This is a genomic window from Psychrobacter sp. Ps1 (assembly GCF_022129425.1).
GTDB lineage: Bacteria > Pseudomonadota > Gammaproteobacteria > Pseudomonadales > Moraxellaceae > Psychrobacter.
In genome coordinates, this window is the sequence record NZ_JADQAN010000013.1 from 61,714 (window position 1) to 86,998 (window position 25,285).

The 25,285-nt window shown below is 44.1% G+C and carries 21 protein-coding genes, 1 pseudogene and 2 riboswitches; of the genes and pseudogenes, 14 read left to right on the plus strand and 8 right to left on the minus strand.

Features of this window, described 5'->3' with window-relative positions; genetic code table 11:
• Positions 1 to 235: 235 nt before the first annotated feature.
• Both gcvH and gcvT read right to left on the minus strand, forming a co-directional pair.
• Positions 236 to 616, minus strand: a complete 381-nt coding sequence (gene gcvH, locus I3249_RS08330) for a glycine cleavage system protein GcvH (RefSeq protein WP_194363998.1) — start codon at positions 614 to 616, stop codon at positions 236 to 238.
• Positions 617 to 733: 117 nt separating this feature from the next.
• Positions 734 to 1,915, minus strand: a complete 1,182-nt coding sequence (gene gcvT, locus I3249_RS08335; protein ID WP_238069492.1) for a glycine cleavage system aminomethyltransferase GcvT — start codon at positions 1,913 to 1,915, stop codon at positions 734 to 736.
• Between the two features lie 168 nt (positions 1,916 to 2,083).
• Positions 2,084 to 2,232: riboswitch (glycine riboswitch) on the minus strand.
• 66 nt (positions 2,233 to 2,298) lie between these two features.
• Positions 2,299 to 2,438, minus strand: a riboswitch (glycine riboswitch).
• 249 nt (positions 2,439 to 2,687) lie between these two features.
• Here gcvT and I3249_RS08340 point away from each other — a divergent pair.
• From I3249_RS08340 to I3249_RS08360, 5 genes are all read left to right on the plus strand, one after another.
• Complete coding sequence (locus I3249_RS08340; protein WP_102092317.1) at positions 2,688 to 3,008, plus strand: YcgL domain-containing protein; 321 nt, start codon at positions 2,688 to 2,690, stop codon at positions 3,006 to 3,008.
• Positions 3,009 to 3,269: 261 nt separating this feature from the next.
• Complete coding sequence (locus I3249_RS08345; protein WP_238069494.1) at positions 3,270 to 3,866, plus strand: hypothetical protein; 597 nt, start codon at positions 3,270 to 3,272, stop codon at positions 3,864 to 3,866.
• A 299-nt stretch (positions 3,867 to 4,165) separates the two neighbouring features.
• Positions 4,166 to 5,029, plus strand: coding sequence for a MoxR family ATPase (locus I3249_RS08350; protein ID WP_238069495.1), 864 nt, complete (start codon positions 4,166 to 4,168; stop codon positions 5,027 to 5,029).
• A 153-nt stretch (positions 5,030 to 5,182) separates the two neighbouring features.
• A complete protein-coding gene (locus tag I3249_RS08355) occupies positions 5,183 to 6,406 on the plus strand; it encodes a VWA domain-containing protein (RefSeq protein ID WP_102092314.1) in 1,224 nt (407 codons plus the stop codon).
• A gap of 302 nt (positions 6,407 to 6,708) precedes the next feature.
• A complete protein-coding gene (locus I3249_RS08360) occupies positions 6,709 to 7,905 on the plus strand; it encodes a globin domain-containing protein (protein ID WP_238069497.1) in 1,197 nt (398 codons plus the stop codon).
• Between the two features lie 232 nt (positions 7,906 to 8,137).
• Here the strand turns inward: I3249_RS08360 and I3249_RS08365 are convergent, their stop codons facing one another.
• Both I3249_RS08365 and I3249_RS08370 read right to left on the minus strand, forming a co-directional pair.
• Positions 8,138 to 8,950 (minus strand): phosphodiester glycosidase family protein, encoded by an 813-nt coding sequence (locus I3249_RS08365; protein ID WP_238069499.1) that lies wholly within the window; start codon positions 8,948 to 8,950, stop codon positions 8,138 to 8,140.
• 105 nt (positions 8,951 to 9,055) lie between these two features.
• Positions 9,056 to 10,870 (minus strand): FMN-binding glutamate synthase family protein, encoded by a 1,815-nt coding sequence (locus I3249_RS08370; RefSeq protein WP_238069500.1) that lies wholly within the window; start codon positions 10,868 to 10,870, stop codon positions 9,056 to 9,058.
• Between the two features lie 266 nt (positions 10,871 to 11,136).
• Here I3249_RS08370 and I3249_RS08375 point away from each other — a divergent pair, with 266 nt between their 5' ends.
• The 4 genes from I3249_RS08375 to I3249_RS08390 are packed head-to-tail and all read left to right on the plus strand — an operon-like array spanning position 11,137 to position 14,072.
• Complete coding sequence (locus tag I3249_RS08375; RefSeq protein WP_238069501.1) at positions 11,137 to 11,337, plus strand: hypothetical protein; 201 nt, start codon at positions 11,137 to 11,139, stop codon at positions 11,335 to 11,337.
• 18 nt (positions 11,338 to 11,355) lie between these two features.
• Positions 11,356 to 12,207: a hypothetical protein gene (locus tag I3249_RS08380; RefSeq protein ID WP_238069502.1), complete on the plus strand. Its 852-nt coding sequence runs from the start codon at positions 11,356 to 11,358 to the stop codon at positions 12,205 to 12,207.
• Positions 12,208 to 12,242: 35 nt separating this feature from the next.
• Positions 12,243 to 13,055, plus strand: a complete 813-nt coding sequence (locus I3249_RS08385; protein ID WP_238069503.1) for a Hint domain-containing protein — start codon at positions 12,243 to 12,245, stop codon at positions 13,053 to 13,055.
• 18 nt (positions 13,056 to 13,073) lie between these two features.
• Positions 13,074 to 14,072: a hypothetical protein gene (locus I3249_RS08390; RefSeq protein WP_238069504.1), complete on the plus strand. Its 999-nt coding sequence runs from the start codon at positions 13,074 to 13,076 to the stop codon at positions 14,070 to 14,072.
• Between the two features lie 73 nt (positions 14,073 to 14,145).
• On the opposite strand, the gene I3249_RS08395 is transcribed toward I3249_RS08390, so the two are convergent.
• Positions 14,146 to 14,979, minus strand: a complete 834-nt coding sequence (locus I3249_RS08395) for a helix-turn-helix domain-containing protein (RefSeq protein WP_238069505.1) — start codon at positions 14,977 to 14,979, stop codon at positions 14,146 to 14,148.
• Between the two features lie 176 nt (positions 14,980 to 15,155).
• Here I3249_RS08395 and I3249_RS08400 point away from each other — a divergent pair, with 176 nt between their 5' ends.
• Positions 15,156 to 16,340, plus strand: a complete 1,185-nt coding sequence (locus I3249_RS08400; RefSeq protein WP_191113865.1) for an acyl-CoA dehydrogenase — start codon at positions 15,156 to 15,158, stop codon at positions 16,338 to 16,340.
• Positions 16,341 to 16,544: 204 nt separating this feature from the next.
• The gene (locus I3249_RS08405) at positions 16,545 to 17,753 is read left to right on the plus strand and encodes a CaiB/BaiF CoA-transferase family protein (RefSeq protein WP_238069529.1); all 1,209 of its coding nucleotides are present in this window, start codon (positions 16,545 to 16,547) and stop codon (positions 17,751 to 17,753) included.
• Positions 17,754 to 17,806: 53 nt separating this feature from the next.
• On the opposite strand, the gene I3249_RS08410 is transcribed toward I3249_RS08405, so the two are convergent.
• Positions 17,807 to 18,577 (minus strand): IclR family transcriptional regulator, encoded by a 771-nt coding sequence (locus I3249_RS08410; protein ID WP_238069506.1) that lies wholly within the window; start codon positions 18,575 to 18,577, stop codon positions 17,807 to 17,809.
• A gap of 220 nt (positions 18,578 to 18,797) precedes the next feature.
• Here I3249_RS08410 and I3249_RS08415 point away from each other — a divergent pair, with 220 nt between their 5' ends.
• The 3 genes from I3249_RS08415 to I3249_RS08425 all read left to right on the plus strand — a co-directional run bounded on the left by I3249_RS08415 (position 18,798) and on the right by I3249_RS08425 (position 23,477).
• Positions 18,798 to 20,261: an NAD-dependent succinate-semialdehyde dehydrogenase gene (locus I3249_RS08415; RefSeq protein WP_238069507.1), complete on the plus strand. Its 1,464-nt coding sequence runs from the start codon at positions 18,798 to 18,800 to the stop codon at positions 20,259 to 20,261.
• 186 nt (positions 20,262 to 20,447) lie between these two features.
• Entirely contained in the window at positions 20,448 to 21,710 is a 1,263-nt protein-coding gene (gene gabT / locus I3249_RS08420) for a 4-aminobutyrate--2-oxoglutarate transaminase (protein ID WP_238069508.1), read from the plus strand.
• A gap of 324 nt (positions 21,711 to 22,034) precedes the next feature.
• Positions 22,035 to 23,477: an APC family permease gene (locus I3249_RS08425; RefSeq protein WP_101205684.1), complete on the plus strand. Its 1,443-nt coding sequence runs from the start codon at positions 22,035 to 22,037 to the stop codon at positions 23,475 to 23,477.
• A 77-nt stretch (positions 23,478 to 23,554) separates the two neighbouring features.
• Here I3249_RS08425 and I3249_RS08430 read toward each other — a convergent pair whose 3' ends face one another.
• A complete protein-coding gene (locus I3249_RS08430) occupies positions 23,555 to 24,928 on the minus strand; it encodes an NAD-dependent succinate-semialdehyde dehydrogenase (RefSeq protein ID WP_238069511.1) in 1,374 nt (457 codons plus the stop codon).
• Between the two features lie 101 nt (positions 24,929 to 25,029).
• Positions 25,030 to 25,245, minus strand: a pseudogene (locus I3249_RS08435) (agmatine deiminase family protein); the annotation flags it as partial.
• Positions 25,246 to 25,285 lie beyond the last annotated feature (40 nt).

A 25,285-nucleotide genomic window follows, 5' to 3' on the forward strand; every position in this document is an offset into this window, starting at 1 on the left:
ACATCGGACGATAATGATTGTTGGAGATCTACATATAAAGCTGCTTTCAAATAACAAGCATGGTCAATGAGCCAATACTTTTCATGAGAAAGGTTTTTAAATCGTTTAAATAGAGAGTATAGATACCAGCTGCTGCCAGTATCTATGATGTTTAGTCGGGGCTAGTGCTTTGTACGAGCTAATATCTTAAAAATGCTCATGTCTTGTGAGAGCATGCTTAACTTACGTGCTTAGCTTATAAGTCGCTTTCGTACTCATCAGCAGTCAATAGTGCTTCGTAGTCAGCAATATTGTCAGGCTTCATTCTGAAGAACCAACCTTCGCCGTATGGGTCAGAGTTGATGATTTCAGGATCGTCTTCTAGGCCTTCATTGATAGCAACCACTTCACCTGAGATCGGTGCATAAACGTCAGAAGCCGCTTTTACTGATTCAACAACAGAGATTTCGTCATCTACAGCGATGATGTCACCTACGTCTGGCAATTCAACGAATACCACATCACCCAATAGATCTTGAGCATGGTCTGTGATACCAACAGTGATCGTACCGTCGTCTTCTAAGCGTAACCACTCGTGGCTGGCAATATATTTTAGATCTGCTGGGATGTTGCTCATGGTCTCTCTCCTAAGTGATAGAGGTTAATTAACAAAAATAATGGAGGCTAGGCGTGTTGCCATTTTTATAATTGCGCGCAAAATGACAACGCGCTCTAATGATAGAATTTATAAGACCTAAGAGTCAAACTGTTGCTTGCCGTTACGGACAAAAGGTAGCTTTAGTACGCGTACATCGACGAATTTACCTTTGCCGCGTAGATCGACTTGTACGCTGTCATCTTCTGATAAGCTGGTAGGTACACGAGCAATCGCGATTGAATTTTTTAGGCTAGGGGAGAATGTACCGCTGGTGATAATGCCAGTTTGCTCGTTATCAGTGCCTTGATTGATAGTCACTGTCATGCCTTCACGCAATACGCCACGCGTGGTCAATAGCAGACCCACTTGCTTCATAGCGGTGTTGTCTTCTTTTGACTGCTTACGTTTGCTGACCAATGCTTCACGACCGACAAAGGCGCGGTCGTCTTTGAGCGCTAGCGTCCAGCCCATGTTGCACTCGTAAGGGCTGATGGTCTCGTCCATGTCATGGCCATAAAGGTTCATGCCTGCTTCCATACGCAAGGTATCACGTGCGCCAAGACCGGCAGGTTTGATGCCATTTGCTTTTAGCTGCTCAAAGAAAGCAGGAGCATCATTGGCATGCATAATGACTTCGACGCCATCTTCACCAGTATAGCCAGTACGAGCCACAAACCAATCAGTGCCTTCGATATCGGTCAAGTCAGCACCAACGAAAGGTTTTAGTGCTGCTAAGGTATCTGCCCAGCCTGGTTTGGCTTGAGCCAGTTTTGCAATAGCATTTGGACCTTGAACGGCGAGCATCGCAAGCTCAGGACGCTCGGTAATCGTAATATCGAAACCTTCGGCGACTTTATTAAACTGTGCTAAGTCCTTGTCGCGAGTGGCTGCGTTAGAGACGATACGGTACTCAGTTTCTTCTGCATTCATCAGGTAGACGATCAAATCATCGATGACGCCGCCTTGCTCATTGAGCATGCCAGAGTACAGCGCTTTACCAGCGGTAGTGAGTTTGTTGACATCGTTTGCGAGCAGTTTTTGTAGCCATGCTTTGGTATCAGCGCCTTTGATATCAGTCACAACCATATGTGAGACATCAAACATACCTGCATCTGTACGTACCGCTTCGTGCTCTTCGATTTGTGAACCATAATGAATGGGCAATTCCCAACCAGAAAAATCGACCAGTTTGCCCTCACTATCAATATGAGACTGGTAAAAAGGGGTGCGCTGAGGAGCTTGGTTGCTGCTAGAGTCTTGAGAATGGGTATCAGTCATAACAAATCCTTATGTGTACATCAGTCGTACTCGGCAGAGTAAGGAGTGATGCGCAACGTAAAAGTAGCGAGAAGCAATATTGCAAGGTGCAAATATCACATCAAAGGGTGACACAGAAAGCAAAGATGAAGACGTAAGCCAAACAGACGCTATACGTCAGTTTGAGCTAAAGCCCTATCTGTCCTGTGACCTGAGATTTTCAACACGAACCATCATTTTTGGGCAGTTATATGAGCCCTATCATCGATGATAGCGTATTTTCTCCCCTTCGGTGGGTAAGACGTCGTCCGTTCTTACCACTCTCCAGATTTGTTATGCCTTATGTTTGATAAGGTAGTGCGCTATTAGCGTCATATTACTAAATATTATCAAACAACAGTGACATGTGTTTTTCAGTCCTTTTACCTGAGCGATTGGCAGGGTGGATGCGCCTTCGGTGGTTATCTAGCCATTGCGATAGTTGTATAACCAATAGGGTTCAATACAAAAACGATGCTGATAAACTCTCTCCTGAAAAACGCTTTTATTATGAAAGGTTCAAAGCGCTTTTACAAGTCATCAAAGCCATTAAAATAAATAAATTTGGCAAAAATAATGTTTTGATAGGGCAGTCTATGAAATAGGTTATGTTTTACAACGATATTTTTATCGCTCATATCAGCATTTTATCTGTGTGTTTTGACAAAAATTACCATAGCAAAACGCAAAGCGACTACTGGTATTTGCCTGAAATATGCTAACCTACGCCCATAGTTTCTGATAGGTGGTTTTTATGCATTGCGATATTTATAAATTTCCCAAACATGACGATATGTATATCTACATTGCGCGTCCTGATTATCCTGATGATACTGATGAAATCAAAGACTGGCTTGGTGTATTACCAAAAGATTTCCGTGCAGGTTTAGGCCGTAGTAAGTTCGTCATGCATCTGGATTTGGCGACTAAAGATAAGCTCGCTCGTGTTGATAAAGAAGAAGTACTGGCAAAACTGCAGTCTCAAGGTTACTTTGTGCAGTTGCCGCCGCAAGACGTGATGCGCCGTCAAGCAGAGCTGCGTGCTCGTGAATCGCAGGACAGCATCTATAATTAATAGATTTGTCAGCAAGTAAGTGTGGTAGGACATATCTGGACGCTACCTTGAAAATAGCATCGATAAAAACCTACAACACACTTGCTCACATGCATTTGAGTAGAGAGTCGTGATAAACTGACACCCTACGCAATGCAGATATAAGCCTACATAATGCATAAGTTCATTATGTAGTTGGCCTCATTCTGATTCTACAGAACGCACATATACCGCTAGACACAGATTGTGTCACCGGCGATAAACGCAGGTAAATAAACACGCATGGACTGGTTAAAAAATATCTTACATAGCTTACCGCTAGAGTCTATCAGTGACATTCTCGGTGAGATTGCCATTTGGTGGGGCCAAATGGTAAAGGATGTCCCACCCGCTGATTTGCCGATGTATGCTTATCTTGGCGGTGCTGTTTTGGTACTAGTGCTATGGATACTCGTTGCTCGTGTACTGCCAAAACCATTGGGCGGTATGAGCTGGATGGTTCTGTTTGCGGTATTACTAGCACCAGGTACAGCACTTGGCGATCCGAGCGAGCTTGCACCAGCCAGCATTAGCGTCGTCTATGCTGTGATGATGAAAGATTATGCAGGCGCGGTTGCCAATATGCTGCCGATATTGGTGATACTGGTCGCAGGGTTGTTTGTTGGTTTTGTATGGCAACTGATACGCAGCGCATTTGCATCAAGCTTGGACAAAGCCCGTAGCCGCAGCGCAGAAGATACACAGGCCACATTGCAAATGACCACAGGCAGCTATTTGCCAGAAGGCGCTACCGTAACTGAACAGCCTGACACTAATGTGAGATTAAAAAAAGACAATGCATTGGCTAAAAAAACGAATAGCGATACATCTGACAAGTAATAAAAATAAGCTAGGCATTAAGATAGTACTATTGTTTTAGAATTTATTTGATACCCGAATAAAAAGACACCGCTGCGTGTCTTTTTTTTGTGCTCGACTGTTTATTAGGCATATAAATAATTGCTCACTATACATTGCACATAACAATTGTTAATAAATGCGAACGCATGAGTATTTTGGCAATGCATCAGGCTGTGCTAATCTAATTTATTCTTTATTAGTCATTTATGTTTTAGACCTATGCATTTATAACAACTCATCTATAACAACTCATCTATAACAACAATCGAGATCTGATTATGACCACAGCTGACAATACTAAGCAAAACTTTACTGGTACCAGTAGTTATATTGCTACCGATGATTTGCAACTGGCCGTAAATGCCGCTATGACCTTACAAAAGCCATTGCTGATTAAAGGTGAGCCTGGCACAGGTAAGACATTGCTTGCCGAAGAAGTTGCTGAAAGTTTGGGCATGCCACTGATTACTTGGCACGTCAAATCGACGACTAAGGCTGAGCAAGGACTGTACGAGTATGATGCGGTATCACGCCTGCGGGATTCACAGTTGGGTGATGACAAGGTTTATGACATTGCCAACTATATTAAGCCAGGTAAGCTGTGGGATGCTTTTACCAGTACAGAGCGTAGCGTACTGCTGATTGATGAGATCGATAAAGCCGATATCGAGTTCCCAAATGATTTGCTACATGAGCTTGATAAGATGTCTTTTTATGTTTATGAGACGGGCGAAACTATTACAGCGGCGCAGCGTCCAGTAGTTATTATTACCTCAAACAATGAAAAAGAGCTGCCAGATGCGTTTTTGCGTCGTTGCTTTTTCCATTATATCGACTTCCCAGAAGAAGAAACCATGCGCCAAATTATCGAAGTGCATTTTCCAGACATTCAAGAAAAACTGGTCAATGATGCATTGGATATTTTCTATAAGCTGCGTGGTATTCAAGGTCTTAAAAAGCCGCCATCAACGTCTGAATTGGTTGATTGGTTAACGCTATTACTCGCTGACGACATGGCACAAGCAGAATTAGAAGAAAACCTGCGTGGTGAAAAGTCTATTCCGCCACTATATGGTGCGTTATTGAAAAACGAAGCGGATGTGAGTTTATTACAGCGTTTTGCCAATATGATGCGTCGTTAATGTTTGCCGCTTGCGTTGGTTTTAATATTTTATGTCCGACATCGGATGTCTACTATGAAGGTCAATGCAAACGCTCAACCTGTAACTGTACCAATTAATGATATCAGCAATATCACCAGATAATAATATCAGCCAATAAGTGATACGACTCTTATGTTTATCAAACTATTCTATACCTTGCGTACTTACGGCGTGCCAGTCAGTACGCGCGAGCTGCTCGATCTCAATGCCGCGTTAGATAAAGGGCTGATGATGCAGTCGCATCCTGAAGATCCAGCACTGACTACTTTTGCTAGCCGCGAAGATATGTATCGGCTGATTCGACTTTGCATGGTCAAAGACGAGCGCCATTTTGATAAGTTCGATCGGGCCATGGCAGACTATTTTGAAGGTGTCGATAGTCTCGATATGGATGAGCTATTAGCCAAGCTAACGGACGTGCCCAAAGAGTGGCTAGATTTAAAGCTCGATCCAAAGAATCTGACCGAAGAGCAAAGACGCCTACTGAAAAAATATGGCTCGCTTGAAGAGCTGATGAAGGCGTTAGAGGAACGTTTAAAAGAGCAAAAAGAGCGTCATCAAGGTGGTAGTAAATGGGTAGGCACAGGCGGTACTTCGCCATTTGGTGCTTATGGCGACCATCCAGAAGGGGTGCGCGTCGGCGGTGAATCGCGTAAACGTAGCGCGGCGAAAGTCTGGGAGCAGCGTAAATATCGCAACCTTGATGATGATAATCAGCTGGGTACACGCCAAATTCAGATGGCACTACGCAACCTACGTCAGTTCGCGCGGACAGGTAGTGCGGACGAGCTCGATATTCATGAGACCATTAAACGTACTGCCAAAAAAGGCGTGCTTGATATACATATGCAAGCCGAGCGCCGCAACCGTGTCAAAGTATTGATGCTATTTGACGTAGGCGGTAGTATGGATATCCATGTTGAAGCACTTGAGAAACTGTTCTCTGCGGCAAAGAATGAATTTAAAACATTGGAGTTCTTTTATTTTCATAACTGTCTATATGACTATGTATGGAAAGACAATAATCGTCGCCATAGCGCACCGATGCCAACGTTTGAGCTGCTCAATAAATATGGCCGAGAGTATCGCGTGATATTTGTGGGTGATGCATCGATGTCGCCTTATGAGCTGATGACAGTAGGCGGCAGCGTAGAGTATATGAATAACGAAGCGGGTATCGTATGGTTGAAGCGCGTACTGGAGCATTTTGATAAAGTCACTTGGCTCAATCCTGAAAACCCCAGCTACTGGCAATATACGCAGACCATCGTTGAAATTAAAAATCTGTTCGAAAATAAGATGTATCCGATGACGCTACATGGTGTTGAAGAAATGACTCAATATATGGCACGGTAATTTTAATATTCAACCTGATTGATAAAGCCTGTTAACACAGCTTGAATCCTTATAAAAACAGCCGTTATGACAACATAGCGGCTATTTTTTTGTTGATGCAAATGAACTCTGTATTGATTGTATATTGGTATGCCTAGTAAAGTGTGATAACATTCATTTTAAATGAATGTTATCAATATTCTGAATTGATTTGCTAAAAATTTTGATGACACTGTAAAAAGGTCCGCTCATTATTGCCAGTTTAGACGGATTATTTTTAACATCTCAATTTATCAATGCAGTTAATGACTAAGAGAAACAACATGGCCTCACCAAAAACGTTAGAAATCGTCACCGCAACTGTTCCTGTACTCGAAGAGCATGGCGTTGCGATTACCACTGTGTTTTATAAAAATATGTTTAATGAGCATCCTGAGCTGTTAGATATTTTTAATGAAACCAATCAAAAATTGGGAAGACAGCAGACGGCGCTAGCAACGACAGTATTGGCCGCTGCCAAGCACTTGGACAAACTGGCTACGCTATTGCCACAAGTGACCCAGATTAGCCATAAACATAGAGCCTTACAGATATTACCTGAGCATTATCCTATCGTCGGCAAACATCTAATTGGGGCGATAAAAGAAGTGCTAGGAGAGGCAGCCACTGACGACATCATTACCGCTTGGACAGAAGCTTATGATGAGATCGCCTCCGTGTTTATCCAGATTGAACATGGCATGTATGAAGAAGCAATGTGGCAGGGGTTTGCGCCTTTTAAAGTGACCGAAAAGGTAGCGGCTGCTACGGATATCGCAGCCTTTACAGTAGTGCCAGTGAACGACAATGAAGATAGTAATCAAGATATTGACCTGAGCAAATTGACCTTAACCGCTGGTCAATACATCACGGTGAAAACAGACCCAAAAGACAGCGACCATATAGCCTTACGTCATTATTCTTTATACTCTGCCAGTACTGATGCAGGCATTCAGTTTGCTGTTCGACGTGATAACCGTAATGAGCATCATGGGTTGGTTTCTAACTATATGCATGATCAACTAGAAGTCGGTGATACGGTTTTATTATCGGCACCAGCTGGTGACTTTGCGCTCAATCAAGATTTGGTACAGCAAAATGATATTCCATTGGTATTGATGAGTGCAGGAGTCGGGGTGACGCCTGTACTGTCTATGCTAGAGGCGCAAGTATTAGCCAATCCTAAACGACCTATTATTTGGGTTTATGCTTGTCAAAATATCGCTCATCATGCTTTTTCTGATCAAGTTAATAAATTACTCGAACAGGCTGAGAGTGTAGAAAAGCATATATTTTACTTTGAGTCTGGGCAGTTATTAGATGAGACATGGCTTGCTACCTTGCCTAAGCCTGCTGATATCTATGTGTGCGGCTCGATGCCGTTTATGGAAAGCATGATTGATGGGTTAGTAGCATTAGATCATGGGGTCGATAGTGTCCACTACGAACCGTTTGGCCCTAAGATGAGCTTGGGTGGTTAGTTTTTAACATATAGTCGGTGAACTACTAAACCGCTACGGCGTTACCCTCCTTAGATGTACTATTTGTACAAGCAGCAGTCGGCTGCCTTGTACCCATTTTAGAGTTCTTTAACTATAATACTCAAAATAAACGTTTATAAAAAAGCACTTAGCATGAAATAATCACGCTAAGTGCTTTTTTATGCAACATACTATGAGAAGAAAGAGATTAACCTAAAGATATAAAGACGTATTACTCTTTATTTTCAACCAATCCAATCATCACGCCCATCTCCTTTTTGTCTTGCTTATCGATACTAGGCGCATACAACGCTGAGGCAATACCACCGTCTAAAAACAGCGCGTTTGAACAACCCAGCTCATCCTTAAATAGCTCTGCAAACTGATAAAAGGTTACAGGCTCATCGCTATTAACGAGCTGTATACTGCCATCACGGCAAACGCCTGCACCATTACGAAGTTTGATTGAGCTGCTATCAGGGTTGAACTGTGGGTGTATCTCGGTATTGATGACCAGCATAGGACCCGATTGCGTCGCATACCAAGGCTGCACATCACCATTTTTTAGCTGCTCATTTAACGCATTACTTTCGGTGATTTGCACGTTGCCAGCTTTGTCCCACCACATAACCCCATTAGGTAGTAGATGAAAATTACCGCCACCTTCTCTTACATTTATCGATTTGAGTTCTTTGCCTTCGATGACGGTATAGCCAATCGGCGCATAGTTTTCATTGTACATGCCTGCATTCATCGCAAAGTTAAGGGTCTTATGATTCGGTAATGTGGCCAATAACGTATCAAAGGTTAGCAGAGGCTTATTGTTATCAGAGGATTGCCAAAACAGTTGTAATGAATAACGCTCGCTCGCTAACGCGGTAGCATCGAAACGGCAAACACTATAAGCAAAGGGCGTGTCTTCAGTCTGGCACGACCAGCTATCGGTGTCGCTACTAGTCGCATTGGTATTTGTCTGCTGGCAAGCGCTCAGGCCTAGCGCAAGCACTATCGTTGATAAGAATAAGGTAAAAATAGAACTTGGCATCAATCACGCGTCTTTTAATGTGTAAATTATTTGAGTTTGGTTACTATCTACCGCTTAATTACTCCTTCATCACTACTTTTTAAATACAACGATTTAGGCACTGATTCAGTCATTAGTAGGCGGAAAGTCACGGATTGTATTGTTCACATTACCAATTAATCGTCCACCATCGGTGAGATTGGTCAAGTGCTCAGAATTATACCCAGCGCTGTGTTCTGTTGGCGCGCCAGTTTCCTTGCCCTTATCACGCGAGTCTTTGTTATAAGCAATGAGTGCGTCATTATTGGCTAAGAAGCTATCAGGGTTTGCCATGACCCACATCTGGTTAAATACATCGGCACGGGCACTATGATCGAGCAATGCGCCTTTATCAGTAAAGTAGAAGAATTTGGATAACAGCTTAATCTGCCCATCGTCTAAGCGGCGTGCAATATGATACGGCTGTAATTGGCTAGGATGCTGTAAACCAACCGCACCTACGATACTGGCAAGCGATTTTAGCGTGTTTTTGTGGAAACTTGCAACACGCTCAGCCTTACTAGGGACGTCGAGCGCCTTTTGACGATATGGATCTTGGGTTGCCACACCCGTCGGGCAAGTGTTGGTATGACAAGAGCGCGACTGAATGCAGCCGACTGCAAACATAAAGCCACGTGCTGAGTTACACCAATCGGCACCTAGCGCAATCATGCGAGCGATATCAAAGCCTGAGACTATCTTTCCACTGACGCCAAGCTTAATTTTGTCACGAATACCTGCACCGACTAATGTATTGTGTACCAGTAAAAACCCTTCGACCATCGGCATGCCGACATTGTCCATAAACTCGACAGGCGCTGCACCAGTGCCGCCTTCTGCACCATCAATAACGATAAAATCAGGATAGTTATCCGTCTCTATCATCGCTTTTACAATCGCCATAAACTGCCATGGCTGACCAATACATAGCTTAAAGCCAACTGGCTTGCCGCCTGATAAATCACGTAGCTGCTGCCAAAAGGCGACTAACTCGCGCGGGGTGCTAAATGCAGTATGCGAAGAGGGCGAAATGCAGTCTTGACCCGTCGGCACTTGGCGCGTGTCGGCAATCTCTTGGGTGATCTTGCTAGAGGGTAGGACACCACCTTTACCAGGCTTGGCACCTTGTGAAAGCTTGATTTCAATCATTTTAACTTGGGGATCGACGGCTTTTTCAGTAAAAGACTGTGGATCAAAGTTACCATCATTATCACGGCAACCAAAATAACCCGTACCCAATTCCCAAATCAAATCACCACCGAATTTGCGATGGTAAGGGCTGATCGCACCTTCGCCCGTGTCATGGGTGAAACCGCCGAGTTTCGCGCCTTGATTGAGTGCCATGATGGCGTTGGCTGACAGACTGCCAAAGCTCATCGCGGAGATATTGAATACCGACATATCGTGTGGCTGCTGACAACGCTCACCGCCGACCATAATACGAAAGTCTTTGTTTTCTAACGGTGCACTGATGGTAGATTGCAAAAACCATTCTTTACCATGAGTATATAGATTGTCCAACGTACCAAAGGCATTGGTATCACTAACGTTCTTTGCCCGCTGATACACTAGCGCACGCTGCTGGCGTGAAAACGGTACTTGTTCTTTATCGTCCTCAAGCAAGTACTGGCGAATCTCAGGGCGGAAATCCTCCAACACATAGCGAATATGTCCAGCGACAGGGTAGTTGCTCAATATTGCGTGCTTGGACTGAATCAAATCATAGATACCAAGTGCCACAGCCAAACCACCGATCACAATCAGCCACCAACTTACCAATAATAAACCCGCTAATAGAATTAAAATCGCCGCGCCAAACGTGCTATAGCGAAGTAATAATCCGATAAAATATGGCGAGCTGGTTTTTGGTTCAGGGTTCAGATTGGTACGAGATTCAGGCATAACGAGGCTCAATAGTAATGATTGATATAAATAAGATGCTTACATTTGTCGCGTACATCATACACGCATGACGTCATTACGTCGGTATCAATGGGTAACAGCTTGCCAAAATCACTTTCATTAGGAGCGGCATTAGTTCGATTGCACAAATAAGTAATGACAGTATATGCAATAAAGTGATTAAAAATAGCCCATATGTTACTTTAAACAGCAAAACCATCGAGCAGGGTAGCCATAATATTTTAATAAAATATCTAGATGAAGACATGCTGACAACTATTGATCCATTTGATGCGGTGCAATTGGCATATGTGATTGAGGTTTGTATCAACCATAAAAACCAAGCGGCAGCAGGGCGCTACCTGTATGCCAACTCCAGAAATCAGCTAAAAAGCAATAACGACAGCGACCGACTGCGTAAGTATCTGCTAAAGTTTGGGCTGAGGTTTGATGGGTTAAAACGATAATATTAAAAAGGATAAGACATGAACAACACAGGATTTGTGGCAGGGACTTTGATTCTTACAGACAAAGGTTTAGTGCCAATTCAAGATATCAAAGTGGGCGACTTAGTTTTATCAAAGCCTGTACTCTCCAAGCCTGAAGATGGTAGCGGTGACATAGAGTATAAGCCAGTGCTCAAGACCTTTGTGCATAAAGACAAAGAGATGTGGATCGTGCGTTTAGAGAAAAATAATACTTCGCCTTATAGATTAAAACCAGATGATGAAAATTTTGATATTCACAACTATCTGCTTGTCGATGAAAAAATTCAAGCAGCTAGCCGCTTTAGTAGTTTTCTAGCGACGCTCAATCACCCTGTTTGGATCGTTGGTGCCATGGAAAACCCACAGGCGGACATTGAGTTCTATGACCAGCTTCACTTTAAACGTGTGGATGAACTACAGCAGTATGAAATTGCTGTGAATACCGATGGCGTAATGTATACCGTTGAGCGTGTGCAACCTACCTATCAAATCGCTCATAAAGATTTGGAGAGTAATCCAAACTATTTTTGGTATCAAAAGCATTATCATGAAGATTACTACGATGATTATGTGCAAGATGCCGAAGCGCATATGCTCGACTATAGCGAAGCAGCATATAAGAGTATAGGCTATGTTAAAGATCTTAGTTTTTACCAGCAAAATGGTTACTTGAATAAAGGGGTTTTAAACAAACAAGGTGGGCTACGAACACTAAATTATTTAAAAGACCATCAAGATAAGCCTATTCCTTATACGACAACCGTCTACAACTTTGAGGTGGCAGACAATCATACTTGTTTTATTGATCAAGCAGGACTATGGGTACATGATGCCAGTTCAAATAACTAATTGCATCAATAATAAAAACAGTAAAAGGAAAGCTAATGAATAACAAAGGATTTGTTGCAGGAACGCTCGTTCATACAGATAAAGGATTAGTACCTATTCAGGAGTTAAAAATCGGTGATAAAGTACTGTCTAAGTATGAAAGTGGTGAAGGAGAACTGGTCTATAAGCCTGTGATAAGAACCATCAAGTCTGCTACTAAACAAAAGATTATAACGCCTGTTGAGGGTATTTACTGTACTGATAATCATCCATTCTGGACGCATGTCAGTGATGAGGAAAAACCAAGATGGGTAGCTGCAAAGTTCATTACATCTAACGATATTGTTAATTATATTTTTCCAGAAAGAGGCCATCAAGGTGAAATACTTGACATATCTGGTAGATATCACGAAGAGGTGTATGATCCTTATCAAATTGGAGGAAAGTATGTCATAGCAACTAGCGATCCAAAGGTTGGGTTGTATATGCACAGCTGTCAAGATAAGCATGCAGATCCAGGTGAAATTGATATAGGGGTGATTGACTTTAGGAATGGTGAAGCTGTAGAGGTGTTTACTAATGATGACAATAGTCTTTTAGGTAGGGACTTACATTCGGAGGATGGTTCTGAACCTTATGCGAAGTTTCATAAGTTTTTAGACAAAGACAATCCTGAGAATCGTGTCGAGATAGAGTACTATAGTAAGTTAGTTGCAGCCTACAGAGTGCCAGATTGGGAGAATGACTCCAGAGCTACATCCAATGCCTTCACTGATTATGTCTATAACATTGAAGTCGCCGATACTCATACTTATTTTGTAGGAAAAAAAGGCATTTGGGTGTATGACGGTGAATTTTATAATAAATAATCTCAGTGAGTTGATAATATGAATAAAAACGTTCCAGGATTTGTCGCAGGTACATTGGTACATACGGATAAGGGTCTAGTGCCAATCCAAGATATCAAAGTGGGCGACTTAATTTTATCAAAGCCTGTACTCTTCAAGCCTGAAGATGGTAGCGGTGATATAGAGTATAAGCCTGTCATAAGTACGTTTACATCCCCGAAAAAGGAAAGAATCTTTAAAGTTGAATACTTTAACGAAACGGTAGCCAAGCAAGGTGAAAAAGGTAGCAACTATATCTTATGTACCAGCAACCACACATTTTGGGTAACTCGCCAGCCTGAAGATAAGGAAGGTGAATGGTTGTCGGCGGAGCGTTTACCAGCTGGATATCTAACGTCTGCTCATGGTGATACGATTGCACTTGATGATTACTCGTTTATCCCTGTACGCACCTTACCGAACTTCCCTGAAGGTACAGCGTATACTCAAAGTATTGAGGAACATGACTTATGGAAGACAAACGGTCTGGTTCAGTTTGTGAAATTTACGGATGATGGCTACCAGTTTGTCAGTTTTGCTAATACAGAAGAAGCGTTCAGAGAAGAAATCAAAACTGTCAATCTGCAAACTTCTGATGCCAAGTTGCTCATCAATGAAAAGGCACCCTTTATTATAGACCCTGATCTTTATAAAACATTGAATGTAAGATTACGTCAAGACATAGCGCCTAAGACACATAGTGCAGAAAGGTTTGTAAGAGAGATGCACTCACCTCTAATCTTTGAGGGAAAAATAATCAAAGAAAATAGAATTGGTGATGAAGGTTTATTCAAAAAAGCTTTAGCCAGTATCAAAAAGTATGGCGATTCAATGGGATTAACAGATGAAAGTATTCATAAGCAGATGCGACGCTATCACGATGTCTGCCCCAATCCTTATGAGGACCATGTCTACAATATAGAAGTGGTAGATCATCATACGTATTTTGTCGGGCATGATGCGGTGTGGGTACTGGACGCTAAAGAGCCAGCCAATTAACCAGCTCTTTAGTTTATATCAATAGAAAAATTATGACTGGCTAAAAGGCTTATATCTTAGTCATATTACTATTCTAAACCCCACTACCAATCCGCTCCGCCAACGCCTGCAGTTTCGGTACTATCATCGCTGCATACTCATCCGCTTCCCAGTTAGCGCTTGGTACACTGGCATTCAGCGAATACGCGTATTGTCCTGTTGCGACATCATATACCCCAACCGCGACTGCCAAAATATCAGTAGAAAACTCCCCATCAGAGACGGTATAGCCATACTTTTCATAATGCTCTGCCGCGCTGGCTAGGGCGGTTTGCGCATCGTTATATTCTTCAACAGGTAAATTCTCTTGTAGATTATTAATGATGACCGCCTGTCTCGCTTGCGTACTTGCCGCATAGAAGGCACGCCCGATAGCAGTACGTGCGACAGGTACAGCGGAGCCAACCTGTAAGTTGACCGATAGCCGAGCAGGACTACGGCAACAAGCGTGATAGCGCATTTCTCCTTCGACTTCGGTTGCCAAATTCACCGATACTTCATTCTCACTGGCGAACTGCCTTAATAATGGTTCAGCCGCTGCCACCATGTCATGACGACTCCATGCGGTCGCACTGAGACGTACCGCACTACTGCCCAGTTGATACTGTCCGTGCTCAGTGACACGTAAAAAACCAAGCGTGGTCAAAGTATGGATAAGACGGGTAATGGTTGCTTTCGGTAGTTCGGTCATCTGACATAGCTGCTGATGGGTGAGCCGCTCATGATGCTCAAAAGCTGCCAGTATGATTAGTCCTCTTCCCAATGCCGTCACAAACTGTCGGTCATTCTCTTCCTTGTTTTGACTCATTGTCGCATGCATGCGTTCGAGTAGCGGAGTAGCTGTTGATGTTGATAAGGGTTTCGTCATTTTATACTCATCTTTTTTTGATAGAGGTTTACAGGGCAGCGAAAGTTTGGTTAAATGGTTTTAAATTATGAAACTAAGTTTCGCACAGCGGAATAACGAAGTCAATGATTTGTTAGACCAAATGATGTATCAATCACTATTCGTCAGTCAGGATGACTGATACCAAGGAGATCCACATGGCAACATCTACTAGCCCACGTTTTGATTGGGAAGATCCTTTCTTATTACGTGACCAGCTCACTGAAGAAGAGCGCATGGTCACCGACAGCGCCCGTCAGTTTTTTCAAAAAGAGCTGATGCCTGGCATTATCGAGGCCAATCGCAATGAAAATTTCGATCGTAATATCATGCGTCAAATGGGTGAGATGGGCCTGCTGGGTGTCACAATTGAAGGCTATGGCTGTGCTGGTTTATCGAGTGTTGCCTATGGTCTGATCGCCAAAGAAGTGGAAGCCGTTGATTCGGGCTACCGTTCAGCGATGAGCGTACAGTCAAGCTTGGTTATGCATCCTATTTGGGCGTATGGCACAGAAGAGCAAAGAGAGCGTTATTTGCCTAAGCTTGCTTCGGGTGAGTATGTTGGCTGCTTCGGTCTGACTGAGCCAGATTCAGGATCTGATCCTTCGTCGATGTCGACTCGTGCACGCGCTGTGGATGGCGGTTATGAGCTAACTGGTAATAAAATGTGGATCACCAACAGTCCTATCGCTGACGTGTTTGTCGTGTGGGCAAAAGACGATGCCGGTGAGATTCGAGGTTTTGTTTTAGACAAAGGTATGAAAGGATTATCTGCGCCGAAAATCGAAGGCAAGTTCTCATTACGTGCGTCAGTCACGGGTGAGATTGTCATGGACAAAGTATTCGTCCCTGAAGCCAATGCTTTCCCAGATATCCGTGGTCTAAAAGGGCCATTTGGCTGCTTGAACAAAGCCCGCTATGGTATCGCTTGGGGTTCGATGGGTGCGGCAGAATTCTGTTGGAAAGCCGCTCGTCAGTACACGCTCGATCGTAAGCAGTTTGGTCGTCCGCTAGCCGCAACGCAGCTGGTACAGTTGAAGCTGGCCAATATGCAGACAGAAATCACCTTAGGTCTACAAGCAGCGCTACGTGTCGGTCGTTTGATGGATGAAGACAACGCAGCGCCTGAAATGATTTCACTTATTAAGCGTAATAACTGCGGCAAGGCGCTTGATATCGCTCGCATCGCTCGTGACATGCATGGCGGTAACGGTATCTCTGATGAGTTCCATATCATCCGTCACGTGATGAACTTGGAAGCCGTCAATACTTACGAGGGTACACATGATATTCATGCGCTTATCCTAGGCCGTGCACAGACAGGCATTCAAGCGTTCTTTTAAGAATTTTTAGCTAATAATTTTTGGTACAACTGTATTTTATGACGTACGTTACTGCTTGGCTTTTTATCAAAAGAGCATTAACAGTAGCGTACGTTTTTCAGTTGTTATTCATGATTCAACGGTTAAATAGCTAAATCATGAATAACAATTTTATGATTAAAAGTCGCAAAATACGCGACAGAGTAAGGGAAGCTCATGACAGATATGATTGATATGGCTAATATGCCAAAGGGCGCATTGCATGGTATTAAAGTGCTTGATTTATCGAGAGTGTTGGCAGGGCCTTCTTGTACCCAAGTGCTTGCTGATCTTGGTGCCGAAGTCATCAAGGTTGAGCGTCCACATATCGGTGATGAGACACGTCATTGGGCACCGCCAGTATTCAGTGACGATACCTCCGCTTATTACGCTACGATTAACCGCAATAAAAAGTCGCTCACGGTAGATATCACTACGCCGACAGGGCAAACCATCATTAAACAGCTAATCGCTGAGAGTGATATTTTGGTTGAGAACTTCAAAGTCGGTGGTCTAAAAAAATACGGCTTGGATTATGACAGCTTAAAACAAGACAATCCGCGGCTGATTTATGCGTCATTGACAGGCTTTGGGCAGACAGGTCCAGATGCCGAACGCCCCGGCTATGATTATATTATCCAAGGATTGTCAGGGCTGATGAGTATCACGGGTCCAAGCGATGGCGAGCCGCACAAAGTTGGCGTGGCAGTCGTCGATTTGTTTGCAGGTTTACAGTTGACGATTGGTATTCAGGCGGCACTATTGGCGCGTCAAAATACGGGTGTTGGTCAACATGTCGATGTGGCATTGCTCGATAGCGCGCTCGCCATGCTGGCCAATGTCGGTATGAATCATTTGGCTTCAGACAAGATTCCACCAAGACTGGGCAATCAGCATCCTAATATTGTGCCGTATCAAGTGTTTGCTGGCGAGGGCGAACAGCACTTTATTTTAGCTTGCGGTAATGACAGTCAGTTTGCCAAACTTTGCACCGTGCTCGCAGTCGATTGGCATACCGATGAGCGCTTTGCGACCAATCCACAACGCGTTGCCAACCGCGAACTGCTGTGTAGTGACCTGACTAAGCAATTTGCCAAGCAGCCACGTACTTATTGGCTAGAGGTTTTAGATCAAGCAAGTATTCCATGCGGCGCGATTCATAACGTAGCTGAAGCCCTGGCCATGCCGCAAACGCAAGCAAGGAATATGATTGTTAATTTCACCGAGCAAGGCAGTCCAGTACGCGCACTTGGTAACCCTATCAAGTTATCCGCATCACCAGTCAGCTATCGCACGCCGCCACCGCAGTTGAGCGAGCATACTGATAGCACACTTGCTAAACTGGGCTATGACAGCGAGATGATCGCAAAGCTAAAAGCCGATGGAATTATTTAGTAGCGTTTTTTAGATTATATTTTTTAGACCTGCACCGATATTCAATCCTAACGCTACCTTTCAGCGTTAGGATTGAAGCCTAAATGCTGCTCGATTTGCTCGGCCAATTCAATCAATACCGCACTGACCTCAGCTCGCTTGGACTCATACTCTGCCTGTAAAAAGCTGACCGCCATACCTGCTACGGCATTACCTGACGCATTACGAATATAAGTCCCTAAGCAGTACATCCCATCGCGCAATTGTCCATCATCGAGAGACACTCGGCTTTCTTGTATCACTGCAAGCTCAGTTGCCAAATCGGTAAAATTCTTGACCCCATGCTGGGTCATAGGCGTTGGAAACGTATCTTTATACAATGATTTGATGCTGTCCGTCGACAACGTCGATAGCATGGCTTTGCCTGTCGCAGAAAATACGGCAGGTACACGAACGCCTGCACGAAAAGTAAAGCCAAGCGGTGCAGGCGACTCATGACAAGCCAAAAATACCACTTCGCCCAAATCAAGCTTTGACAAGGTAACCGTGTGCTGAAGAAGTACCGGATACTGCACAATCAAATCTTTAAACAACTGCACCACGCCTTGCTGCTGCTCGTACTTGCCTGCCCAGTACATCAAATATGAACCCAAATAAAAACGGCTTTCAGGGTCTTTGTAAATGACATGTTTGGTCAATAGACTCTGCAAAATATTGTGAGTGGAGCTACGCGGTAGCCCAAGCTCTTTTGCGATATGAGCCGCTGTCAGAGGCTGTGAGCTATCGGTAATCAAGTCCAAAATCTGAAACGTTTTGTCTAGCGCAGGCACGGCAGTCGAGCTCATAAATAACCTATAAAGTGAAATAAAAGAAAGAAGTACAAGATAATTTTTAAAATAATGAGATTAAGGGTTGCAAATCGCGTCATATCGTTCTTATAATGACGTCTCGTATATAGAATACGTGTTCAGTATATTGAACAAATAATGAATTATCAATAATTATTTACGACTTACCATTGTATCCATTCTTATAAATACACCCTATATGACAAGGAGCGTCAACATGTCACACGCGCTGCAGTTATCAAATCCAGATTTACTCAAACAATCTTGCTTCATTAAAGACGGCTGGCATGCTGCTAGTGATGAAGCTGTGCTTGATGTCAACAATCCTTTTAATAGTGAGCTCATTGGTACTGTACCAAGTCTCACCACAGAAGATGTTAACGAAGCCGTTGCTTACGCTCATGATGTCCAAGCAGACTGGGCAGCAAAAACAGCCAAAGAGCGTGCAGAGTTATTGCAAAAGTGGGCTGATCTAATCGATGCCAATAAAGAAGATTTGGCTATTATCATGACCGCTGAGCAAGGCAAGCCGCTGACTGAATCACGTGGTGAAGTGGGTTATGCCAACAGCTTTATCCGTTGGTTTGCCGAAGAAGGCAAACGCGTCTATGGTGATGTGATTCCTGCTAATAGCACACAGCTACGTCATGTCGTTCTCAAGCAGCCGGTTGGTGTTTGTGCTGCTATCACACCTTGGAACTTCCCAGCTGCGATGATTACGCGCAAAGTTGCTCCTGCACTAGCAGCAGGCTGTACGATTATCGTCAAACCTGCCACCGAGACACCTTACTCTGCATTGGCACTAGGTGTGTTGGCAGAGCAAGCGGGCATTCCAGCTGGCGTCATTCAGATCGTAACCGGTAAGTCTTCTCTCATCGGCGACATCCTAACGGGTGATGCACGCATCCATAAACTATCATTTACAGGCTCTACAGAAGTAGGCCGTACGCTGATGGCACAATGCGCGCCAACTATTAAGAAGCTATCGTTAGAGTTGGGTGGCAATGCGCCGTTTATCGTCTTTGATGATGCCGATCTAGAGAAAGCCGCTGCTGGTTTAATCGCTTCTAAATATCGTAATGCTGGTCAGACCTGTGTCTGCGCCAACCGAGTATACGTGCAAGACAGCATTAAAGATAAATTCTTAGATGTATTTGTCAAAAAAGTCGCTGAATTAAAAGTAGGTAACGGCCTAGAAGAGGGCGTCGATATTGGTCCTCTTATCAACAAAAAAGCGTTAGATAAAGTCCAAGCCTTGCTAAAAGACGCGCTAGATAAAGGCGCAAAGCTGGTCACTGGCGGTAGTATCAATGATGCTTCAGAACTGACTTATAACCCAACGGTTATCACAGATATTAGCAGTGAGATGGACATCGCTTCTGAAGAAATCTTCGGACCGATTGCGACCATCTTTACCTTCAAAGATGAAGCAGAAGTTATCCGTGCTGCTAACGATACTATCTATGGCTTGGCCGCTTACTTCTATAGTAGTGACTATGCACGTTCATGGCGCGTTACCGAAGGTCTTGAGTACGGCATCATCGGCCACAACACGGGTCTCATCTCTACAGAAGTTGCACCATTTGGCGGTGTGAAGCAGTCTGGCTTTGGTCGCGAAGGCTCAAAATACGGCATCGAAGACTACATCACGACCAAATACTGGTGCTCTGATATCACTTGATAGCCACAACGTAATTAGTTGGCTACCTAGTCAGAAAAGCAAAAACTAGCAAAATTTTTTAGATGTCTGTGGTGTTTTGAGTCAAACAAGCACCATTTAATATCTAATGAGTACAAAGACAGACATCAAATAAACCGCCATTCACTAGATGGCACTTATGTTACGAACAAAGAAAAGGACATTCCCATGACGACTACCAATCAATCATTACTTGAGCGCCGCAAAGCTGTTTTACCAACAGGACTTGGGGTTGCCTTTCCTATCTTTGCAGAAAGAGCAAAGAACTCAGAAATCTGGGACATCGAAGGCAAGCGCTATATCGACTTTGTCGGTGGCATCTCAGTATTGAACACGGGTCATAGCCATCCAAAAATTACCCAACGTGTGCATGAGCAGCTAGACAAATTTACGCACACTGCGGCGCAAATGATTAACTACGAATGCTATGTGGATCTGGCTGAAAAGCTATGCGAAAAAGCGCCTATCAGCGGCGATACTAAAGCGTTCTTTTTGACCACTGGCGCAGAAGCCGTTGAAAACTGCATCAAGATTGCTCGTGCTAAAACCCGTCGTCCAGGCGTAATTTCTTTTGTTGGTGGCTGGCATGGTCGTACCATGATGTGTATGAGCCTGACAGGCAAAGTACTACCATATAAAAAGAACTTTGGCCCGATGCCAGGACCTGTATTCCATGCGTTGTTCCCTGCAGAAGAGTTGAACGTTACAGAAGCGCAAGCGCTACACAGCCTTGATATGATCTTCCAAGCAGACATCGATCCTAGTGAAGTGGCAGCAATGATCGTTGAGCCAGTCCAAGGCGAGGGTGGTTTCCATCAAGTAACGCCTTCATTTGCTAAAGCGTTGCGTGAGATTTGTGATGAGCATGGCATCGTGCTTATTTTTGACGAAGTACAGTGTGGTTTTGCGAGAACCGGTACGTTGTTCGCCACTGAACAGCTAGGCGTTGAGCCTGATCTAATGACTGCTGCGAAGAGTTTGGCGGGTGGTTATCCTATCTCTGCGGTCATTGGCCGTGCTGACATTATGGATGCGCCGCAAGTCGGTGGCTTGGGCGGTACTTACTCTGGTAACCCACTTGCTTGTGTGGCGGCGCTTGCAGTCATGGAAGTGATCGAGGAAGAGAATTTACTTGAGCGTAGTGTGGTGATTGGTGATACCATCGCCGCGTTCTTAAAAGGCTTGAACCTAAGCAGTATCGGTCATATCCGTTATAAAGGCGCGATGCTAGCGTTTGAATTGATTGATAGCGAAGGCAAACCTGATGCCGCCGCCGCCGCCAATCTAAAAGCAAAATCATTTGAGCAAGGCTTGTTATTAGCGTCTTGTGGTATGTATGGCAATGCCATTCGTGTGATGGTGCCATTGACGGTTGAAGATGAAGTGCTACAAGAAGGCCTTGATATTATCAAAGGTATTCTAACGGCATAAGCAATACTGAGTGTTATTTACTTTAGCGATGGATCGCTTTTAACCAAGTACAGCTAGTTTAAGTACCGATATTGGTTAAAAGATTGTATTAAAGATAACGGCAAGGTTGCCCTTATAACACTCGCTTTGAGTGAGTTTTTTAACGGCGCCTTGCAAGTCAAGACGCCGTTTTTGTTTTTGCTGTTTGAATACTATACCGACGGCAAATACAAGTTTTTCGGCGACGCGACAGACACAACAAACATGATGGGTATGATCCCATGAAACAAAAATAGTGTAACTGTAACAGGTTCACACGGATGAAACACAGACAAGGAGTAGGTTATGTCTGAATTAAAAAAGTCGCTAGGGGTGTTCGATATCATTGCACTGGCATTCGGTGCAATGGTCGGTTGGGGCTGGGTTGTACTGGCAGGTAGTTGGATCATCTCGGCAGGTATATGGGGCGCAATTAGCGCCTTTTTGATAGGCGGTCTGGTAGTTGTATTGATTGGTGTGACGTATGCTGAACTTGCGGCCTCCATGCCAATTACTGGCGGTGAGCATACCTATACCCACCGAGCACTAGGGGTCAATGTCTCCTTTATTTGCTCATGGAGTATTTTGTTTGGTTATTTTTCCGTCGTTGCTTTTGAAGCAGTAGCACTGCCCACCGTCGTCGAATACATTATTCCTAATTATAGCCAAGGGTATCTTTGGAATGTTGCTGGCTGGGATGTTTACGCCACTTGGGTAGGCGTCGGGATGCTTGGCTCAGTGATTGTTACTTGGCTGAACATACGCGGTATGGAAGTCAGCGCGTGGTTTCAAAAAACAGCAGTCGTCGGTATCTTTCTAGTTGGTATATTACTGTTCGTAGGGGCGTTACTGTTCAGTCCTGAAACTTCTAATACCGTACAAGCGCCTAACTTTATTGGCGGTATGGGTGGCATCATGACGGTGATGGTAATGGTACCGTTCTTGTTCGTTGGCTTCGATGTCATTCCCCAAGCGGCAGAAGAAATCAATCTATCTCGTCCGAACATCGGTAAGTTTTTGATCGTCTCTATTATTATCGCTGTACTGTGGTATGTAGCAGTCGCCTGGAGTGTGGGCAAGACTTTACCGCTATTACAAGCACAAGACTCAACATTGGCTACTGCTGATGCGATGACCAATGCTTGGAATGGTAAATGGGCTGGTACCTTGCTAGTTATTGGCGGTGTGCTGGGTATTTTATCGAGCTGGAATGCGTTTCTTATCGGTGGTAGTCGTCTGCTATATGCTATGGGCAAAACGCACATGTTGCCACAGTTTCTGTGCAAGCTGCATCCGAAATACAATACACCTGTCAATGCCATCTTGTTGATCGGTGGCCTTGCGACACTTGCGCCACTATTTGGTCGCAAAATGCTGGTATGGATTGTAGATGCTGGTGGGTTCGGTATCGTTATTGCTTATACTTGTGTGGCTCTTTCATTCTTAGTGCTGCGTTACCGTGAGCCTGATATGGTACGTCCGTTTAGAGTACCAGCAGGTAAATTGGTTGGTATTATCACTATTATCCTCAGTCTTGGTATGTTGGCACTATATCTACCAGGTATGCCATCAGCACTTGTCGCTATTGAGTGGTGGATTTTCCTTGGCTGGATCGTACTTGGTGGGGTATTGTACGGTTATGCTACGATGAAGAATCCTGGTAAGAGTAAAGACATTATGGATCATGAGCTGCGCGAGCTAAAAACGGCTAACCAGCAATGGTTAAAAGAAAACCCATATAAAAAGTAGAATTACTTTAATTAGCTTTCATAAAAAAGCCTAACGTCAAACGTTAGGCTTTTTTATTTAACTAAGGTTTTAATCTATTAAGACTTATCACGAATCAGTTTATAGTTTAAGAACTCGGTAATGCCAAGAGTGCCAAGCTCACGGCCAAAGCCTGAACGTTTAACACCGCCAAATGGGGTATTGGCTTCGGTACCAGACGGCGCGTTGATAGTGACCATGCCCACTTCTAATTTATCAGCAATTTCAGCAGCTAGGGCAGCATCTTGCGTTTGGATAGAGGCACCAAGACCGAAAGGCACATCGTTGGCAATCTTGATAGCATGGTCGATATCATTTGCTTTATAGACGACTGCTACAGGGCCAAACAGCTCTTCACGATATACATCCATGGATTCAGTTACATCTGTCAGTACCGCAGGCTTAAACCAAGCACCAGGCTTGTCTTTGTCCATGCCGCCTTCTACTAATACTGTCGCACCTGCTTGGATAGCACTGTCTAACTGTGCTTGCAAGTTGACCGCAGCGGCTTTTGATGACATTGGGCCAATAAACGTATCTTCTTTAAGCGGGTCGGCCAAAGTCATGTTGCTGACCGCATTGGTAAAGCCTTCGACGAATTTGTCATAGACTGATTCAATGACGATCAAACGCTTGGCTGCGTTACAGGCTTGTCCAGTATTACCAAAACGACCAGAGATAGCGCCTTGTATCGCTTGTTCGATATCGGCATCGGCTGCGACGATAAAGGCATCTGAACCACCCAATTCTAAAACGACTTTTTTGAGTGCGCCGCCAGCTTCTTTTGCCACGGCTTGTCCAGCGCGTTCAGAACCTGTTAGCGAGACACCTTGTACGCGTGTGTCATTGATAATGGTCGCTGATTGATCATTGGTTGCAAAGATATTGTTATAAACGCCTTCAGGTACGCCTGCGTCTTTGAAGATATCGACGATGACTTCTGCGGTGTTTGGACACTGCGGTGCGTGTTTTAGAATAATTGTATTACCCGCCATAAAGTTTGGCGCGACAAAACGGGCTACTTGGTAATGTGGATAGTTCCACGGCATGATACCTAATAGCGCGCCTACAGGGTGTTTTTCTACCGATGCTGATCCTGAATCAACTTCAATGGTACTGGTTGCCAGTAGCTGCTCAGCGTTGTCTGCATAGTAGCGGTAGATATCAGCCACCAGACCAATTTCGCCTTTTGCTTGGGCAACAGGTTTGCCCATCTCATTTGCAACGATACGTGATAGCTCGTCTTGACGCTCAAGATAGATATCAGCGATTTTATGCAGTAGTGCACTGCGCTCGTTTAATGGCACTTTACGCCAGTCTTGATAAGCAGTGTCTGCTTGTTCAATGACTTGTTGGATGTCTTGTTCAGTGGCGGTAGGGTAAGTGGCTTCTACTTCACCAGTGGCTGGGTTATTAACTTGATAATCGCTCATACTTTTCCCTTATTTTTAGCGTGTTTTTGGGTTTATGCTTATACTTTCAGTTGCTAATAAGTGCGATTTATTATGGTTCATTCTATACCAAGCGGCGTGTTTTAGAGTGACGCTTTGGTTACAGGTTGTTGCTGGGTAATACAATGAATATTACCGCCGCCATAGACAATCTCTTTTGTGCGTACTCCCACTACCTGATGCTGAGGAAAGACTTTTTCAAGCTGCTCGATGGCGAGTGCATCATTTATATCATCATATTGCGGTACGATGACCGCGTCATTACAAATCAAAAAATTGGCATAGGAGGCGATACAAACATCACCCGTTAGGCGAGGTTTGGCATCATGAGATTGATGA

Coding starts and splice junctions, on each gene's coding strand:
- I3249_RS08345 (WP_238069494.1), top strand. CDS start 3,270: ATGGACTGGTTAAAAAATATCTTACATAGCTTACCGCTAGAGTCTATC.
- I3249_RS08415 (WP_238069507.1), top strand. CDS start 18,798: ATGTCACACGCGCTGCAGTTATCAAATCCAGATTTACTCAAACAATCT.
- I3249_RS08350 (WP_238069495.1), top strand. CDS start 4,166: ATGACCACAGCTGACAATACTAAGCAAAACTTTACTGGTACCAGTAGT.
- I3249_RS08380 (WP_238069502.1), top strand. CDS start 11,356: ATGAACAACACAGGATTTGTGGCAGGGACTTTGATTCTTACAGACAAA.
- I3249_RS08385 (WP_238069503.1), top strand. CDS start 12,243: ATGAATAACAAAGGATTTGTTGCAGGAACGCTCGTTCATACAGATAAA.
- I3249_RS08340 (WP_102092317.1), top strand. CDS start 2,688: ATGCATTGCGATATTTATAAATTTCCCAAACATGACGATATGTATATC.
- gcvT (WP_238069492.1), bottom strand. CDS start 1,915: ATGACTGATACCCATTCTCAAGACTCTAGCAGCAACCAAGCTCCTCAG.
- I3249_RS08400 (WP_191113865.1), top strand. CDS start 15,156: ATGGCAACATCTACTAGCCCACGTTTTGATTGGGAAGATCCTTTCTTA.
- I3249_RS08375 (WP_238069501.1), top strand. CDS start 11,137: ATGCTGACAACTATTGATCCATTTGATGCGGTGCAATTGGCATATGTG.
- I3249_RS08395 (WP_238069505.1), bottom strand. CDS start 14,979: ATGACGAAACCCTTATCAACATCAACAGCTACTCCGCTACTCGAACGC.
- I3249_RS08425 (WP_101205684.1), top strand. CDS start 22,035: ATGTCTGAATTAAAAAAGTCGCTAGGGGTGTTCGATATCATTGCACTG.
- I3249_RS08410 (WP_238069506.1), bottom strand. CDS start 18,577: ATGAGCTCGACTGCCGTGCCTGCGCTAGACAAAACGTTTCAGATTTTG.
- I3249_RS08390 (WP_238069504.1), top strand. CDS start 13,074: ATGAATAAAAACGTTCCAGGATTTGTCGCAGGTACATTGGTACATACG.
- I3249_RS08365 (WP_238069499.1), bottom strand. CDS start 8,950: ATGCCAAGTTCTATTTTTACCTTATTCTTATCAACGATAGTGCTTGCG.
- I3249_RS08360 (WP_238069497.1), top strand. CDS start 6,709: ATGGCCTCACCAAAAACGTTAGAAATCGTCACCGCAACTGTTCCTGTA.
- gabT (WP_238069508.1), top strand. CDS start 20,448: ATGACGACTACCAATCAATCATTACTTGAGCGCCGCAAAGCTGTTTTA.
- I3249_RS08430 (WP_238069511.1), bottom strand. CDS start 24,928: ATGAGCGATTATCAAGTTAATAACCCAGCCACTGGTGAAGTAGAAGCC.
- gcvH (WP_194363998.1), bottom strand. CDS start 616: ATGAGCAACATCCCAGCAGATCTAAAATATATTGCCAGCCACGAGTGG.
- I3249_RS08355 (WP_102092314.1), top strand. CDS start 5,183: ATGTTTATCAAACTATTCTATACCTTGCGTACTTACGGCGTGCCAGTC.
- I3249_RS08370 (WP_238069500.1), bottom strand. CDS start 10,870: ATGCCTGAATCTCGTACCAATCTGAACCCTGAACCAAAAACCAGCTCG.
- I3249_RS08405 (WP_238069529.1), top strand. CDS start 16,545: ATGATTGATATGGCTAATATGCCAAAGGGCGCATTGCATGGTATTAAA.